Below are 15,277 nucleotides of genomic sequence, written 5' to 3' on the forward strand. Positions count from 1 at the left end.
CGCATCGCAAGGCGGGAACAGACAATCATCGAAATCTGATGCTGCTGACCAGCCTGTATGCGGCGCGGAGCCAAGCGTCGTGAATAGCGGTTTCTTCGGGCGCTGGGGACTTCTGGGAGGGCTGCATCGGTTATTCGGCCTGGCCTACGCGCGAATTCACACGCAGGTGGTAGCGTTCGTTCACAGAGTAGAGATCGGCGAAAACGTCACGATCATGCCGGGCGCCCTCGTGCGACCAGGAGCGGGTGGCAAAATCACGCTCGGCGATGACGTCTTGATCCATTCGGGCGCCCGCCTTCTCGCCTATGGCGGCACAATAGCAATCGGGAGCGGATCGTCGGTCAATCCCGGTTGCATCCTTTATGGTCACGGCGGACTTGTTATCGGGAAGTCCGTACTCATTGCCGCGGGGACGATCATCATTCCGTCCAATCATAACATCTCCGCCGACAGAGAGATCAGGGGACAGGGATCGACGCGAAAGGGAATTTCGATCGGCAGCGATGTCTGGCTCGGGGCGAACGTAACCGTGCTGGACGGGGCCGAGATATGTGACGGCGCCATTATCGCTGCCGGTGGCGTCGTGACTGGTCGGCGCATCGAGGAGATGGCAATCTATGGCGGCGTTCCCGCGCGCCGCATCGGTCAACGCGAGGTTCAGCGTGCAGAAGGCTGAACGCAGCCAATATCCTTATTGAATCACGCGCTTGCAGTCAGCAAAGAGCATCGATGCCCGTTCAATCCACCAATCGCTATTACGAAGCCGCGCTAATCGCGGCCGGCAACCCCGTCGCGGCAGCGCGCTTCGCCGTCGATACGCTGAGAAAGCGGCGCGGAACCGCCCACCGGCTGTCGTTTCGCGGCATTCCGTTGCTGGTCCGGCCGAATACGCCGGACCTGCGCGTCGTGCGGACCTGCCTGCTCGGGGAGTTCGACGAGGTCATGCCGGTCGTGTCCGATCGGCACGGGCTCATCATCGACGCGGGGGGATATATCGGTCTTGTCTCCATCCTCCTCGCGCGGCGCTTTCCCCGCACGAAAATCGTCTGTCTCGAACCCAGTTCGGAGAACTTTGCCCTCGCGAGCCGGAATTGTGCCCCCTATGCCAACATCGAGGTCGTCAATGCCGCCTTGGCGCCCGTCGCCGGGGAATTGACGTTGAACGATCGGGACAAGGGCCAGTGGGGCTTTACGCTCGTCGCCGAGAGTGCTGATCGGGGGAAGACCCGGCCCATCGAGCAGGTACAAGCTGTGACTGTCGAGGACATCCTCGCTCGCTACGACGCGCAGGGTCTCGATCTCGTCAAGCTGGATATCGAGGGTGGAGAGAATGCCCTGTTGCAGGGTCGCCCCGAATGGGTCGCCAGGGCCGACGTGATCGTTACCGAATTACATGACCGGATCGTGCCCGGTACCAGCGAGGTCTATGCCGATGCCATGACCGGCAGGATCGATATCGATATCGGCGGCGAGAAATTCATGTCGATCGCTCCCGACGCACCCGGAGCCAGTCATGCGATCGCGCGTCGGACAGCCGACACACAGTAGGCTCCTTCTTCGATGTCGATCCATTTCATCGTCCCCCCTGCGTTCGCACGGGAACTTGGCGCCCTGCCCTCGCAGCGGGTCGGCGAGGATTATCCATACTGGCTGGGCGGTCGGTTCAACTGGGCGGCGCAGTCCTACCTGATCCTTCGCGAATACCGCGAGGGCATGACCATCTCGTCCGCGCCGCGGCCCGAACGCATGAATTTCGCGCATTGCATGACCTGGCGCGAGACTGTCGGATCGCGCGGCGGGGAGTATCGCATAAGCGTGCGCGCCGACTATCCCCGCCTGTTCGATTGCGATTTCGAAATTCTCCAGAACCCCAACGCACGGTGCGGGCCGCGGCAAGCTTATCTGCCGTACTGGCCCGTGCCCGGCATGATTCCGCGTGCGGACGGCCGTCGGTCGGTCGAGCGGATTGCCTACGGGGGAAGGATCGGCAAGCACAACCTGGACGGTTCCATGCAGGGTTCCTCGTCCGATGCCGTGGCGAACGTGGCCGTCATTCCGCCCGACCGGTGGCATGACATGAGCGATGTCGATCTGCTGGTTGCCATCCGGGATTTCGATGGGAACGCCCACGACAACAAACCCCCGAGCAAGCTGTTCAACGCATGGAACGCCGGCATTCCCCTCGTCGCCGGAACGGACAGCGCGTTCAGCGCGATCGGACGGGCCGGCGTCGATTACATCCGCGTGGAAACGCAGCAGGAATTGCAACTCGCGCTGGCACGTTTGCGATCCGACCCGGCGCACTATGCCCGCATCGTTGATGCCGGCCGACAACGGGCCGTAGGCTTCACGCGCGAAAAGCTGGCGTCGCAATGGCTCGACGTCATCGAGAACACTATCGCACCCGACTATGCCCGGTGGAACGAGGACGGGGGACCATCGCGTCGCCCGGGCTTGCCGCGTTTCCTCGATCAGGCCCGCGACCAAGCCGCTTCGGCCAAAAGACGTTTGCGGGAGCTTCTGTGATCGCTCCATCGACCGACCATCCGCCACGACCGGCAACGGGAGGCTTGCCGAGGGTTCTCGCCGTGCAATTCGGTTCACGCCGGCAGTACGCCATGCCTGCCGCGCTGGCGGAGGCAGGCATGCTCGAAGCCTTGTACACGGACCTTTACGCAACCCCGGGGCTGAAGCTGCTTGGTGCCCCCCTGAAGGCTCTCGGCGGCTCTGCCGCAACCCGTATGTTGAGCCGGAATATGCCGGACGCCGTCGCGCGACGTACGAAGGTCTTCCCGTCGTGGTCCTGGAAATTGCAGCGCGCGCTGCGAGTCCAGAATGTGGAGGAGCGGGTGGAGGCCATCGACCGGGCCCATCGTTTCGCTGCAAGATCGATGCTACGGGCCGGTTTCGGCGGGGCAGACCATGTGCTCGTCCAGTTGATGGAAGCGCGAGGATTGCTGGCAGCAGCGAAGCAGAAGAACCTGACGACGATCACCGACGTCAATATCGCCCCCTCTACCGAAAGGATCGTCCGCGAAGAGCGGTGCAGATTTCCGGGGTGGGAAAAGGATGATCGCTATTGGGGCGACGACGTCCTGGAACAAAGGGGCCTGCGCCCGCCGACGGATGAAGTGATCGAATCGACAGACATCTTCCTCTGCCCGTCGCAGTTCGTTCAGGACGATCTGGTCGAGAATTTCGCGGTGGACCGGGCCGATACAAGGCTGCTGCACTATGCCGCCAATCCGCGCTGGTTCGACATCGAACCCGACGCGCAACCGGGCCGCATACTGTTCGCTGGCGAAGCGTCGCTGCGCAAGGGTATCCACATTCTCGCACAGGCCGCGCGGCTCCTTCGGGACAAGGGAAAACCCTACGAATTCCGCGTGGCCGGACAGGTGAGCGACACCATCGCGGCCAGGCCGGAGACGGGAGAGCTCGTCTTTCTCGGAAAACTGAACCATCAGCAGTTGCGCGAAGAGTTCACCCGTGCGGACATCTTCGCATTCCCCTCGCTGGCCGAAGGTTCGGCAGGTGTCACCTTCGAAGCGATGGCTTCCGGACTGCCTCTGGTCACGACCGCAGCTGCGGGAAGTGTGGCGCGTGATGGAAAAGAAGCCTACATCGTTCCCGAAAGAGATCCGCTTGCCCTTGCCGAAGCGATCGAGTGCCTTGTGGAAGATCGGAGCGTGCGTAACCGAATGGCGGCTGACGCAAGGGTGCTCGCCCGGACCTATTCATGGGACGGCTTCAGCCAGCGTCTGGGTGCCGCGCTCGTTCCCGCAGAAACAAACGAACCTACCCGATGACCTATCTCCTGCTGTTCATGTCCCTTCTGGTGGGGATCGCCGGGCTCTTGCAGCGTTTCGGCTATATCAAGGTGCCCACGCTTTTCGGACTGGTCATGGGCCTGTGGTTCTCCCCCCAGGTAATTCTGATCAACGAACCCCTGACACTGACGCAGGGATCGCTGAACGCGCTGGCCGTCACCGGACTGCTATGCCTTGGAATGACGTTGGCGGGATGGTTTCTGGCAACGCGATCGTCATCGAAAAAACCGCTGGCGGCCCCTCCCGATTGGCAGTCTCTGGTTGCCCCCCTGGCAATTCTCACGGTCGTGATGGCGGTCTTGTGGTTTTCCCTCGCGCAACTGCGAACGACGCTGGACGCCAATCAGCAATGGACCGGTCCCGCGGTCATCATCACCTTCTTCATTCAGATCCGCACCATTACGCTGGCGCTCTCGCTCATACTCGTCATGAGGCACCGCACGCCGGCCACGATCGCACTCGCGCTGGTGAACATCAGCATCTGCCTACCTTTCCTCGTGGTCTATCTGCGCCGGTCGGCGCTTATCAACCTGGCGATCGTGACGGTCGGCGCCATGTGGTTCGCACGGCGGATAGTGTTGTCCAAGCCGCTGATCCTGACGGGGCTGATGGCGGCGTTCGTATTCGTCTTCTCGATCGCTCCGCTACGCGATGCCCAACAGCGGATCTCGCAATCCACCGGCGAAACCGTGTCCATCTTCCAGGAAGATCTCTGGAACGAGATCGATTTCGAGGAAAGCATCCGCGACAGTATCGGCGACGGCTACGATGTGCGGAATGCCGCCTATTCGGTACAGCTGGCCCGCGATACCGGGGATTACGCATACGGAGGTACGCTCTGGAACAGCTTTGTCAGCCAGTATGTCGCAAGGCAGATATTCGGCGATAATCTCAAGGAGGATTTGCAGATCAAGAGTGGTCTATTGCAGACCGACAATCTCCAATCCCGCTACAGTTATTTCTACAAGACCGGTACGACCGGAACGGGCGTTGGCACGTCGTTTCGCGATTTCGGATATTTCGGTTCTCTGATTTTCGGCCTGATCGCGTTTTATCTGGGAAGACTTTTCGTCCGCGGATCGGAAGGGGATATCTGGGCGCAGGTCCTATACCTCGCCCTGCTGCCGAACTTGCTGACTTCGATTACCCACGGTTACGATACCTTCTTCGTCATTCTGCCGTTGTTCCTCCTCACTATCGTGTTCCTGAGAAAACTGAGCGGACTCTTGAGCGGGGCCGGCGCCCGCCATCACAACACCGTTCCCCGCCCGCGGTATCGTTCGCGATTAAGTGGCTGACATGGGGGGGCTTTCTCTACGCGCGCGTACCTTTCTGAAGGAAATGGGATTCGCCGACTTCACGTTGCGTTGCCTTTCCTTCGGCGTTCGCGTCGCGGCCCTGAAACTTCGACTGCTATGGAACAATCTGCGCGTCCTCGCCTGGCATAAGCCAGCGCCGTTCAGCACGGCGTTCTTCGGCCGCATGCATTTCGGGCTCCTGCCGTGCCGCGTCGAGATCGGTCGCGATTGCGGATTTGGGGACGGTGTGACGCTCGCTGCAAACGACAAGGCGGTCATCCGCATCGGCGATGATACCACCATCAACAACGGCTCCATCGTGGTGGCGAGTGACGGCGTCACGATCGGCAACAGCGTTGCCATAGCTGAATATGTGTCGATCCGTGATCAGGAACACGGATTTTCTCCGGGTTCGGGCGTGCGAGGTCAGGGATACACAACAGCGCCCATCGTCATCGGCGATTGCACCTGGATCGGAAGAGGCTGCTATATCGCTCCGGGCACAGTTATCGGCAGGGACTGTATCGTTGGTGCGAACAGTGTGGTTCGCGGCATCTTTCCGGACGGTGTCCTTATTGCGGGCACGCCCGCGAAAATCAGAAAACGCCTGACCGAAGCTACCGACTGACGCTGTCTGCATGGACGGAAAGCGCGAACCGGCCGGGGGTTTGCCGTCCCGACATGTCGGTGATCAGTTGATCTTGGTGAACGAAAGCCGGGTGAGGTTCCCGTCGAGATCAGAACGGTCTTCCCACGTATTGACCCCGATCTTCAGCCAGTAGACGCTGCACGCCGTATCGGACACGGTGAATTCGAGCGCCTCGCCGGTATCCCTCCAGCGATCCGCCTGTTCCGCGTCGGCGCATTGCAGAGTGGCTTGCATCCGCGATACCGTATCAGCATCGCCGTCAACGACGAGCCTGTAGGTGCCCGGTCGCAAATCGAGGAGCTGCCGTCCGATTTCACCTGTCGAATTGGATGCGGCAAAGACGCGGTAGCCCCCTGACAAAAGCTTCGCCATCGTCTTGCGGCCACCTTTTTCGAATTGCCATCCGACCGGGGCGTATTCTTCGGAATCGATGTAGGCCAGATCGTTGTCACCGTTTCCCGGCAGGCCCCGCCAGATTGCCAGCGCGTCGGCAAAGCGCTTCTGGCGCACCGCTGCTGTCAGAAGTCCGCTATCGCTCGCTTCCGTCACACCCGTGTCCGTCAGGCGACGCAGGGCGAGCAGACCCTCCAGTGCCGTGGGTACACGTGAACTCAGCAGCCAGAAATCGTTCGCCCAGACGGGATCGCGTTCAAAGGCAACGGCCAGTTCCCGAGCCATTCCGGGATTGGATAGCAGCGGGGCGATCGACGCGACCATCGCCGGCACGAAGGATGGCTTGACCACCGCGATCCTGTCGATCACCGCAAACGCCTCGTTCAGATCGTCTCGCTCCAGCGCAGCCTGGATCTGCAACAGGCCAGTATAGGAGTTGCGCTTGTCCAGATCGCCGGTCAGCGCAAGAAGTCGGTTGGCGCGCGCAGTATCGCCGCGATCCATAGCATCGACGGTAAAGAGGAACGCCGCATCGCTGGCCAACGGCTCTTTCGCATACGCGGCGTGGGCTAGTGCCATACCCGGTGGCCGCACCTTGAACCCGTCCAATGCGGGCTGCGGCGAAGTCGCCTGCGTCGGTTTCGCTGCCACGGTGACGGGGCTCGCGGCTCCCTGTGCGCCGGCTGCAAGATTGAGCCGGGTCAGGGCGAGCTTGGCCACATTGAAGCCGTTCCAGGCGACGGCGGGAGACGGTACCCCGGAATTTCCCATCGCCTGAAGCGCGACCAGGGGAGCGAAAGCGGCCACCGTCAACGCCGCTACGATCCGGATCGCCTTCACGGCTCAGGCTTCCGCCGGCACGGAGTCGCGATCATTGCCGTATCCGTAACCGTACCCGTATCCGTACCCGTAGCCATAAGACGAATTGCGCTCATCCAGCTTCGTGACGAGAACGCCGATGATGCTGGCATGCGCCTGAACGAGGCGGTCGATGGCATTTTCGACGTAACGCCACTTCCCGGCATTAGCTTCGAGCGAGAAGAGCACGGAATTGGCAAGACCGGCAATGAGGGGCGCGTCTGCGAGACCGAGCACAGGCGGCCCGTCGATCACGACCAGGTCGTAATGCTTTTCCAGTTCGTCCAGCAGAGTGGAGAAGTTCGGTCCGGAAAGCAGTTCTGCCGCAGAGGTCGCCTTGCGGCCGGCAGGGAGGATATCGAACCCCTGCGCTTCCTCGGAACGCAGCAGGGTATCGCGCCACGAGGCGTCGCCCCGCAGAACCTGAGACAGGCCCATGTTCGAATCGAGGGAAAGATAGGACTGCATGACCGAGTTGCGAATATCCGCGTCGACCAGCAAGACCTTCTTCCCCTGGCGTGCCGCGATCGCCGCCATCGCTATGGCGCTCGAACTCTTGCCCTCGCCGGGGCGGGAACTCGTGATCATCAGCGAGCGGGGCAGTGCGCCCCTGTTAATCGAGACCAGCGAACTGAACGCAGCGAAATAAGCCTCGTAGAGGGCGGTATAGGGCATGCCGATCTCTTCGACGAAATCGCCATCGCTGATCGGTATGCTGCCGACCACGGGAAGTCCGAGACGGGAAGACACTTCGCGCGGGTCGCGCAGGCTCTGGTCGAGCTGCTCTCGCAAGAATACGACAGCCGCGGCGACAAGCAGTCCGATGACGAACGACAGCAGGAGGTTCTGCATGAGATTGGGCGAATACGGCGCCCGGGGGACGCGCGCGGCATCGACGACCGAGACGTTGCTTTCACCGATATCGGCCACGCCCAGTTCCCGGTATCGCTGCAGCAGACCGTTATACAGTTCCCGGTTGGTGTCCACTTCGCGTTGCAGGATGCCGTACTGCACGCTGCGGACGCGCTGATCTTGGAATTCGCCGCGAAGCTGATTGACCCGCTCCTGAAGCTGCTGCTCCCTCGCGCGGGCTTGCTCGAACCTGTCACGCACCGATCCGGAAGCCCTGCTCTGCGCCGCAGAGATTTCGCTGTCGAGCTGGGAAATCTGAGCGTTCAGCGCACGAACCGGAGGGTAGTCGTCGGCAAAGCGCGTGCGCAGTTCCGCACGTTCTGCGACCAGCGACGCACGCTGTTGACGCAACTGTCCGATAACCGTTTCGTCCGACATGTTGTAGGAGCCACCCGGAGCGGCCAGCGCACTCTGGGCGGCGATGCGTTCTGCCGTTGCCCGGCTGAGTTCCGCATTCAGCGCCTGCAGGTCCGATGCGACGAGCGTCTGCGAAGCCGTCGCGCCGCTGCCGCCCTGAACGGGTGCCTCAATCGTGAACAGGTTGTTGCTGGCGCCGTATGCGATCAGTTCCCGCTCGGCTTCCTCGAGCCGCTGACGGAGTTCGGCGAGCCGCTGCTCGAGGAACTGACGCGCTTCGATGGACGCTCCGTAGCGTCGGTCGAGATTGGACGCGATGAACGCCTCCGCCCAGCCATTCGCGATCTGCGCCGATACGCGCGGGTTGGGACTGGTGAAGCTGATGTCGACGAGCGACGAGCGTTCCACCGGAGCAATATCGATATTGCCGAGCAGGACTGAGGCCAACGCCTCTTCCTGGTTGGTTTCGGGAAGCGCGGTAAGGCCGAAGGTCTCGAGAAACTGCTCGTCCTGGGCGAGATTGAGTTCGCGCACGACACGCGTGGCGAGGGAACGCGCGCGGAGGATTTGATATTGCGTCAGATAATACTGCTGGTCGCGCAACCGCATCTCCGACGCGGTTCCTTCCTCGTCGACGATGCTGCTGTCGGTCCGGCTGATCTCGATCCTGCTCGTGGCACGGAAAAGCGTCGTATCGAGCATGGTGCCGACGAGGCCGATGACCAGGCTGGCAGCGACGATGGCAAGTATCAGCCAGCGGTTGTTCTTGATCGCCTGCAAGACCTGCTCGACGATGGGGGCCACCAAGGAACTAGAACCATGAAATTCAGGCGCGGCCTTCGAGGCAACGGGCTCGGCTTCGGTAGCCGGGAGCTGCGTGGGGTACTGTGGCATGATTACCTCAAAACCCGCTCGACGAGCACGAGCGGCGAAAGGACCGCGGACGAGATCGCGAGAATCTGGTCCAGACGCCGACGATTCGGCGAATCGCCGACGACGACGATGTCACCGGGGTAGATCTGCGGATCCGGATAGTTTCCGCGTTCGATAGCACCTATGTTGTAGACGCCGATATACCGCACGTCGTCCACGGTGCGGAACACCAGCACCTCGTCTCGCTTCGCGTATTCGGCCAGCCCGTTGCCGATCGCCACCGCCTCGATCAACGTAATCGGCGCGTTGATCGGGTAACGCCCCGGATCGTCGACCTCGCCGCTGATCGTGAAAAGCTGTTCCGATCGCGCCGTCAGCCGGGCGGTCACATCCGGTTCCAGCACGTAGGAACCGCGCAGCCGCCGCTCTACCTCGGCCGCGAATTCCTCCGTCGTCATGCCGAGCGCGTCGATCGTGCCGATCAGCGGGAAGTCGACCGTCCCGCCTACCCCGACCTGTACCTCTTTGCTCAGTTCGGGGACGTCGAAGACATCGACCTGCAGGGTATCGAGCGGCCGCAACGTGCTGAACCGAACGTCTGGTGTATAATCCGCCCCGCTCGGCACCGGGAGGCCGGACAACTGTGCAACCTCAACGTTCGGAGCCATACCGATGGGTTTCGACGAGGCGCAGGCAGACAACAGCCCGAGCCCGCAGAAAGCGGCGATGACGTGACGATAGTGCAACTTTACAATCCCTTGCCCGTATTCCTGACGCGGGCATCGCGGTGCCCTAGCACTTGGTCGCCTTTACGCAACCTGTATCCCCCGCTGTCATTCGGCGGGCGAAGCGCCTGGACCAGGCAATAGACCAGCAATGCCATGAAGATAGGCGTGCGCAGGGGATAATCGAACAGGCTGGCGACTGCGATCAGTCCCACAAGCAGCAGCGCGAGCGCCGTTTCCCGCTTCGCGTTCGCGTTCTGATCGCTGCGGTCCAGAAGCGAGAGTGCCCTGCGTGCGAGCAAGACTATTCCTCCAAGCACGACAAGCAGAGCAGGCAATCCACCCTCGATGACGACCTGAAGCCAATCGTTGTGCGCGTTATTGAGATAGCGCGGCCCGAGCAGTTCGACCGGCTCGAACAGGCGAAAGACTTCCTGGAATGCACCGAACCCTGCGCCCCAGATCTTGAACGCATCTGCCATCTGCAGGAAGATGGGAAGGTACTGGGCGCGTTGCTCGCCAAGGGGATCCTGCGCGATCAACCTCGAAAACGCTGCAACCCGTCCCTGTCCGAATAAAAGGGCAACCAGCAATACGACGCAGATCAAAGGAACGAGAGTTCCCGCAACCTTTCGAACAACCGGGAAGCGCCCGGCCGCTTTATCCGGATGGCCGGATGCAGGGTCGCGAAACAGCAGTCTGCTCGCGACGGTGATCAATATCACCAGTGCCAGAATGAGCAGTCCCGCGCGCGATGGATTGACCAAGATCCCGACAAGAAGAAGTCCGGCCGCCGCCCACGCCCAGATCCGCAGCGACGGGCCCATCCGCTCGCGGTCGGTGCGTTCGCGCCAGAGGACAGCCAGCAGACAGAGGGCGAGAAAAACCGCGTTGTGGTTGCGATTTGCGAACACCCCGACAGCATCACCGGCGTTGGTAATGTCATAGAAATAGAGGTTGTCGGAACCCGGAAGAACCAGTTGCAGAAGGCCCAGCACCGCACTGAAGGCGCCCATCGCCACGAATACCCACAAGGCGTTTCGTCGTTCTTCGCGCGTCAGCCATGCCAGCATGGCAAGCACGGCGAGCGGGACGCTCAGCGATGCGAGCGAATTGAGGGTGCGGGCCGGCGAGAAGGTGATCGGTCGCCACACTTCCGGCATTCGCGCAGCCTCCTGGATCTCCACGATGATGTCCCGATGGGGCAAGCTCTCCCACAATGCAGGCGGCAGGGGAATGACTTGCACGACCATGACGAGGGCAAGGGCGAGGACGAGCAGAAGAGGCCACCTGACCGCCCGCAGGTTACCGGGCGGCAATTTCCACACCGCAACTGCAAGCACGAGGATGCAGCCCGTGCGCAGCCAGGGCAGGGTCTGCACGTCGTATCGCGACGCTCCGCCCAGAAGCATGATGAAAATGCACAGAACCACGAAGGCTACGAAAGCCGCATGACCTTGTAGCGCGAACCACTGCGGGCCTCGGCGCGCGCCGGAAGAGCGCGTGCGGCGCTTGTGATGCTGCCGGGACGAAGATCGATTCATCCCGCCGCGTCTGCCGCAATTCGTTCGATTTGCAAACCGCGCATCCATCATTTTCCCCGAGACCGCTCCGGAAGAAATTCCAGTTTTCTGCGGATTTCAACCGCGGGGCGTATGGACCGGGCACCCTCTGGCCTGATCTTCGCCCGGGGCCCGGTTCCCTTCGCCGGCCGGCTCATCCGGCGGCGAGCCCGTCAACATACCTCGGCGGTGTTTTCCGGGATGGGGCCAGGCGGCACGCGTGCCTCGCTCAGATGAAACGGGTCGGACCGCAATGCGTGGTTGCTGCCGTACGCCTTTGCCAGCGCCGCGTAGAGCCGGGGATCATACGCTTCCAGATCGTCGTGGTTCAGGATTTGCCGTCCGTCCACCACGATCAGGCGGTTGGAATCGAACCAGGTCTGCGTCCCCTCGGCCCAGTATTCCTGCACGGTCGTCGTCGCATATTCGTTGAGAAAGAGATCGTCGGCCAGCGCGTTGGCGTAGGCCATCTCGACCTCGGCGTAGAGCGCGGGGTCGACGTCCTGAATGGCGAACAGAATGTTGTGCGCGAATTCGTGGACGAGGATCGTCTCGCCGTAATAGCGGCTCGAGCGCAGGCCCAGCACATCCTCCTCGGCCACCGCGGTTCGCTGCCCGCCGATACCCCGGGCGCGCGCGTCCCAGTACTGGCGGTCGGTCAGCCGACCGATCCGTTCATCGTAATGCAGCTTCTCGCAACGCGTCAGGCGGGGATCGTCGCGCGCAGGCTTTGTCCAGTCCGCATTCTCCGGAAGATCGAGCAGCGCCTCGTCCTGCGCGATGACCGAAACGGTGTAGTCCTGCCTCACCAGTTCGGCAGCGAGATCGGGCCGGGCGCCGAGCATGCCCTCGATCATCTCCCGCGCTGCATCGAGCGCCACTTGCGAAACGCGCGCGCTGGAGCGGACGGGTATGCCGGCAGCCAGGACCTGCCTGGTGTAGAAGCCGTTCGGGGGTGGCACGGCGGTGGACGCGCAGGCGGTCAGTGCGAGGGCCGCCAGGGCGGAAATGACCCGCATGGCATTCCCTGGTCCCGCTGGACCTTGGTCGACGTTGAGCAACGCCTAGGTCGCATTCGGGACGAAGCGCATTTCCCCGCGCTGAAGCACACCGTGACGCAGGTGCAGGCGTTCCTGCAGGACGAGATCGCCCTGCTGGAAACACCAGATCCATACCCGGCCCCGACCGACTCCCTCCTTGCCCGACTTGCGGCAGGGACTTCCGTAATAGCGGTCGAAGTTCTCGGTCATCACCGGGAAGTTGTCCGAAAGAAACCAGAATTTCGCCGCGTGCATGCGGCTGTCCTCGAATTCCAGCAGGAGGAAGCCCTGCCGAATTCGCCCGTAGCCGAAGCGGGGCAGCCTGCAGACCGTATTCGCCACTGCCGGATCGCAGCCTTCGACAAGGCCCGAGGAAACCGCTTCCCCGATTGTCGATTCGCCCTGCTCCATCCCCATCAGCTGAAAACTCGGGAGCGGTTCGCCGGGATTTCGATGCGCCAGTCCGTCGCTACAGGCGACGAGGCCCACGACCAGAACGAACAGGAGCGAAGACAATCGCATGGGTTCGCTCAGTAGACCCTCTTCTTCGGCTCGATGTACTCGATGTCGTCCGTCAGGGTGTAATCGTGGACCGGCCGGTAGTCGATCTTCACGTCGCCGCCCTTGCCGCCCCAGCCGTCGAACCAGGCTATCGTATGCTTCATCCACTCGGCATCGTTGCGATCGGGATAATCCTCGTGTGCGTGAGCCCCGCGGCTTTCCTTGCGGTTTTCCGCGCTCGCGATGGTCACGTTGGCCTGGGCCATCAGATTGTCGAGTTCCAGCGTCTCGATCAGGTCGCTGTTCCAGATCAACGAGCGGTCGGTAACGTGGATGTCCTCCATCCGTTTGTTCTCGGCCTTCAACTGCGCGACACCTTCCGCCATGAGTTCGGAATTGCGGAAAACGGCGGCATGCTTCTGCATGGTCTGCTGCATGGCCTTGCGAACCTCCGCCGTGGGCGATCCGCCCTTGGCGTGGCGGAAGTGATCGAGCCGGGTCAGCGCGAAATCGACGCTGTCCTTGGCCAGTTCCTCATGACTGGCGCCCGGTTTCAGGTTCTCCCTGAGGTGGATACCGATGGCCCGGCCGAAGACGACGAGGTCGATCAGCGAATTGGAGCCGAGGCGGTTGGCGCCGTGAACCGACACGCAGCCCGCTTCGCCTGCCGCGTAAAGCCCGGGCACGACATGATCGGGATCACCGTCCGGTCCCAGGGTCACGACCTGGCCGTGATAGTTCGTCGGGATACCGCCCATGTTGTAGTGAACGGTCGGCGTCACCGGCAAAGGCTGGCGCGTGAGGTCCACCCCTGCGAAGATCTTGCCGCTCTCGGTAATGCCCGGAAGCCGCTCCGCCAGAACGTCCGGTGCGATATGGTCGAGATGAAGATAGATGTGGTCGCCATCCGGCCCCACGCCGCGCCCTTCGCGCATCTCGAGCGCCATCGAACGCGAAACGACATCGCGGCTGGCGAGATCCTTCGCCGACGGAGCGTACCGCTCCATGAAGCGCTCGCCCTCCGAATTGGTGAGATAACCGCCCTCGCCCCGCGCGCCCTCGGTAATCAGCACGCCGGCGCCGTATATGCCGGTCGGGTGGAACTGCACGAATTCCATGTCCTGCAACGGCAGACCGGCGCGCAGAACCATGCCGCCACCGTCGCCGGTGCAGGTATGCGCACTGGTGGCGGTGTAGTAGCAACGGCCGTATCCGCCCGTCGCCAGCACTACTCCGTGGCTGCGGAAACGGTGGATGCTGCCATCGTCGAGACACATGGCAATCACGCCAACGCATGCTCCGTCGCGCATGATGAGGTCGATGGCGAAATATTCGATGAAGAAATCGGCGTCGTATTTCAGGCTCTGCTGATAGAGCGCGTGGAGCATTGCGTGCCCCGTGCGGTCCGCCGCGGCGCAGGTGCGTTGTACGGGCGGGCCTTCGCCCATGTTCTGCATATGACCGCCGAAGGGTCGCTGGTAGATGGTGCCGTCCTCGTTGCGGGAGAACGGCACGCCAGCATGTTCGAGCTCGTACACGGCCTGCGGCGCCTCTCGCGCGAGATACTCGATGGCGTCCTGGTCGCCGAGCCAGTCCGACCCCTTGACGGTATCGTACATGTGCCATTGCCAGTGGTCGGGCGTATTGTTGCCCAGACTCGCCGCGATGCCGCCCTGCGCCGCAACCGTGTGCGAGCGGGTGGGAAACACTTTCGATATGTTCGCGGTGCGCAGACCCGCCTCCGCCGCCCCCATCGTGGCGCGAAGGCCGGAGCCGCCGGCGCCGACCACGACAACGTCGTAGGTATGATCCGTAATGGGATAGGCGCGGCCGTTGATTTCGAACGTCTGGGTGCGGGCCATCAGGCGGCTCCTGCGAAAGCGAGGCGGGCGAGGCAGAACAGGCCGAAGGCGGCCCCTGCCACGGCGACGAGATTGAGAAGGGTCACGGCGGCGAATTTGTTGCCCGGCGAATCCACGTAATCCTCGATCATCACCTGAAGACCGAGGCGCGCGTGCCAGAATGTCGAGATCACCAGCAACGCGATCATGAAGGCGGGCAGGGGTTCGCCGAGCCAACCGCTGACGCTGGCGTAGGAACGGTCGGGAAGGAAGGCCAGGGAAAGGCCCAGGAACACGACCGTGACCAGGTTGCCGATGGCGGTGAAGCGCTGAAGCATCCAGTGATGCGGGCCTTCGTGCGAGGAGCCAAGTCCGCGGACCTGGCCGATCGCCGTGCCCTTGCCGCCCGCGCGTTCGAGTGTTGTGTTACGTCCCATG

The 15,277-nt window shown here is 62.3% G+C and carries 14 protein-coding genes; 6 read left to right on the forward strand and 8 right to left on the reverse strand.

The genetic code is table 11. The features are described 5' to 3' along the window. Positions 1–79: 79 nt before the first annotated feature. Genes EG799_RS02110 through EG799_RS02130 form a run of 6 tightly spaced genes read left to right on the forward strand, consistent with a single transcriptional unit; the run spans position 80 to position 5,756 of the window. A complete protein-coding gene (locus EG799_RS02110) occupies positions 80–676 on the forward strand; it encodes an acyltransferase (RefSeq protein WP_123878120.1) in 597 nt (198 codons plus the stop codon). Between the two features lie 53 nt (positions 677–729). Then, entirely contained in the window at positions 730–1,548 is an 819-nt protein-coding gene (locus tag EG799_RS02115; RefSeq protein ID WP_123878122.1) for an FkbM family methyltransferase, read from the forward strand. Between the two features lie 12 nt (positions 1,549–1,560). Next, the gene (locus EG799_RS13940; protein ID WP_158610987.1) at positions 1,561–2,526 is read left to right on the forward strand and encodes a glycosyltransferase; all 966 of its coding nucleotides are present in this window, start codon (positions 1,561–1,563) and stop codon (positions 2,524–2,526) included. 44 nt (positions 2,527–2,570) lie between these two features. Continuing rightward, positions 2,571–3,809: a glycosyltransferase family 4 protein gene (locus EG799_RS02120; protein ID WP_234028975.1), complete on the forward strand. Its 1,239-nt coding sequence runs from the start codon at positions 2,571–2,573 to the stop codon at positions 3,807–3,809. After that, positions 3,806–5,128 carry an O-antigen polysaccharide polymerase Wzy gene (gene wzy / locus EG799_RS02125; protein WP_158610989.1) on the forward strand — a complete coding sequence of 441 codons (1,323 nt, stop codon included), beginning with the start codon at positions 3,806–3,808 and terminating at the stop codon, positions 5,126–5,128. Before EG799_RS02120 ends, wzy begins: the two co-directional genes overlap by 4 nt. A gap of 1 nt (position 5,129) precedes the next feature. After that, a complete protein-coding gene (locus EG799_RS02130) occupies positions 5,130–5,756 on the forward strand; it encodes an acyltransferase (RefSeq protein ID WP_123878128.1) in 627 nt (208 codons plus the stop codon). Between the two features lie 63 nt (positions 5,757–5,819). Here the strand turns inward: EG799_RS02130 and EG799_RS02135 are convergent, their stop codons facing one another. The 8 genes from EG799_RS02135 to sdhD all read right to left on the reverse strand — a co-directional run bounded on the left by EG799_RS02135 (position 5,820) and on the right by sdhD (position 15,276). Then, complete coding sequence (locus tag EG799_RS02135) at positions 5,820–7,010, reverse strand: hypothetical protein (RefSeq protein ID WP_123878130.1); 1,191 nt, start codon at positions 7,008–7,010, stop codon at positions 5,820–5,822. Between the two features lie 3 nt (positions 7,011–7,013). After that, positions 7,014–9,101, reverse strand: a complete 2,088-nt coding sequence (locus EG799_RS02140; RefSeq protein ID WP_158610990.1) for a GumC family protein — start codon at positions 9,099–9,101, stop codon at positions 7,014–7,016. Positions 9,102–9,193: 92 nt separating this feature from the next. After that, positions 9,194–9,916, reverse strand: coding sequence for a polysaccharide biosynthesis/export family protein (locus EG799_RS02145; RefSeq protein ID WP_123878134.1), 723 nt, complete (start codon positions 9,914–9,916; stop codon positions 9,194–9,196). A 2-nt stretch (positions 9,917–9,918) separates the two neighbouring features. Continuing rightward, positions 9,919–11,439 (reverse strand): O-antigen ligase family protein, encoded by a 1,521-nt coding sequence (locus tag EG799_RS02150; protein WP_158610991.1) that lies wholly within the window; start codon positions 11,437–11,439, stop codon positions 9,919–9,921. A 191-nt stretch (positions 11,440–11,630) separates the two neighbouring features. Next, positions 11,631–12,476: a glycoside hydrolase gene (locus tag EG799_RS02155; protein ID WP_234028976.1), complete on the reverse strand. Its 846-nt coding sequence runs from the start codon at positions 12,474–12,476 to the stop codon at positions 11,631–11,633. 45 nt (positions 12,477–12,521) lie between these two features. Further along, the gene (locus tag EG799_RS02160; RefSeq protein WP_123878138.1) at positions 12,522–13,019 is read right to left on the reverse strand and encodes a hypothetical protein; all 498 of its coding nucleotides are present in this window, start codon (positions 13,017–13,019) and stop codon (positions 12,522–12,524) included. Positions 13,020–13,027: 8 nt separating this feature from the next. Beyond that, positions 13,028–14,860 (reverse strand): succinate dehydrogenase flavoprotein subunit, encoded by a 1,833-nt coding sequence (gene sdhA / locus EG799_RS02165; protein WP_123878140.1) that lies wholly within the window; start codon positions 14,858–14,860, stop codon positions 13,028–13,030. Beyond that, positions 14,860–15,276 (reverse strand): succinate dehydrogenase, hydrophobic membrane anchor protein, encoded by a 417-nt coding sequence (sdhD, locus tag EG799_RS02170; RefSeq protein ID WP_123878142.1) that lies wholly within the window; start codon positions 15,274–15,276, stop codon positions 14,860–14,862. Before sdhD ends, sdhA begins: the two co-directional genes overlap by 1 nt. Position 15,277 lies beyond the last annotated feature (1 nt).

Origin of the sequence: Aurantiacibacter spongiae (assembly GCF_003815535.1) — a bacterium.
Taxonomy (GTDB): domain Bacteria; phylum Pseudomonadota; class Alphaproteobacteria; order Sphingomonadales; family Sphingomonadaceae; genus Alteraurantiacibacter; species Alteraurantiacibacter spongiae.

Bases quoted from the DNA above. Each gene is read 5' to 3' on its own strand.
- EG799_RS02115 (WP_123878122.1), top strand. From the start codon at position 730: ATGCCCGTTCAATCCACCAATCGCTATTACGAAGCCGCGCTAATCGCG.
- EG799_RS13940 (WP_158610987.1), top strand. From the start codon at position 1,561: ATGTCGATCCATTTCATCGTCCCCCCTGCGTTCGCACGGGAACTTGGC.
- wzy (WP_158610989.1), top strand. From the start codon at position 3,806: ATGACCTATCTCCTGCTGTTCATGTCCCTTCTGGTGGGGATCGCCGGG.
- EG799_RS02130 (WP_123878128.1), top strand. From the start codon at position 5,130: ATGGGGGGGCTTTCTCTACGCGCGCGTACCTTTCTGAAGGAAATGGGA.
- EG799_RS02150 (WP_158610991.1), bottom strand. From the start codon at position 11,439: ATGAATCGATCTTCGTCCCGGCAGCATCACAAGCGCCGCACGCGCTCT.
- EG799_RS02155 (WP_234028976.1), bottom strand. From the start codon at position 12,476: ATGCGGGTCATTTCCGCCCTGGCGGCCCTCGCACTGACCGCCTGCGCG.
- EG799_RS02160 (WP_123878138.1), bottom strand. From the start codon at position 13,019: ATGCGATTGTCTTCGCTCCTGTTCGTTCTGGTCGTGGGCCTCGTCGCC.
- sdhA (WP_123878140.1), bottom strand. From the start codon at position 14,860: ATGGCCCGCACCCAGACGTTCGAAATCAACGGCCGCGCCTATCCCATT.
- sdhD (WP_123878142.1), bottom strand. From the start codon at position 15,276: ATGGGACGTAACACAACACTCGAACGCGCGGGCGGCAAGGGCACGGCG.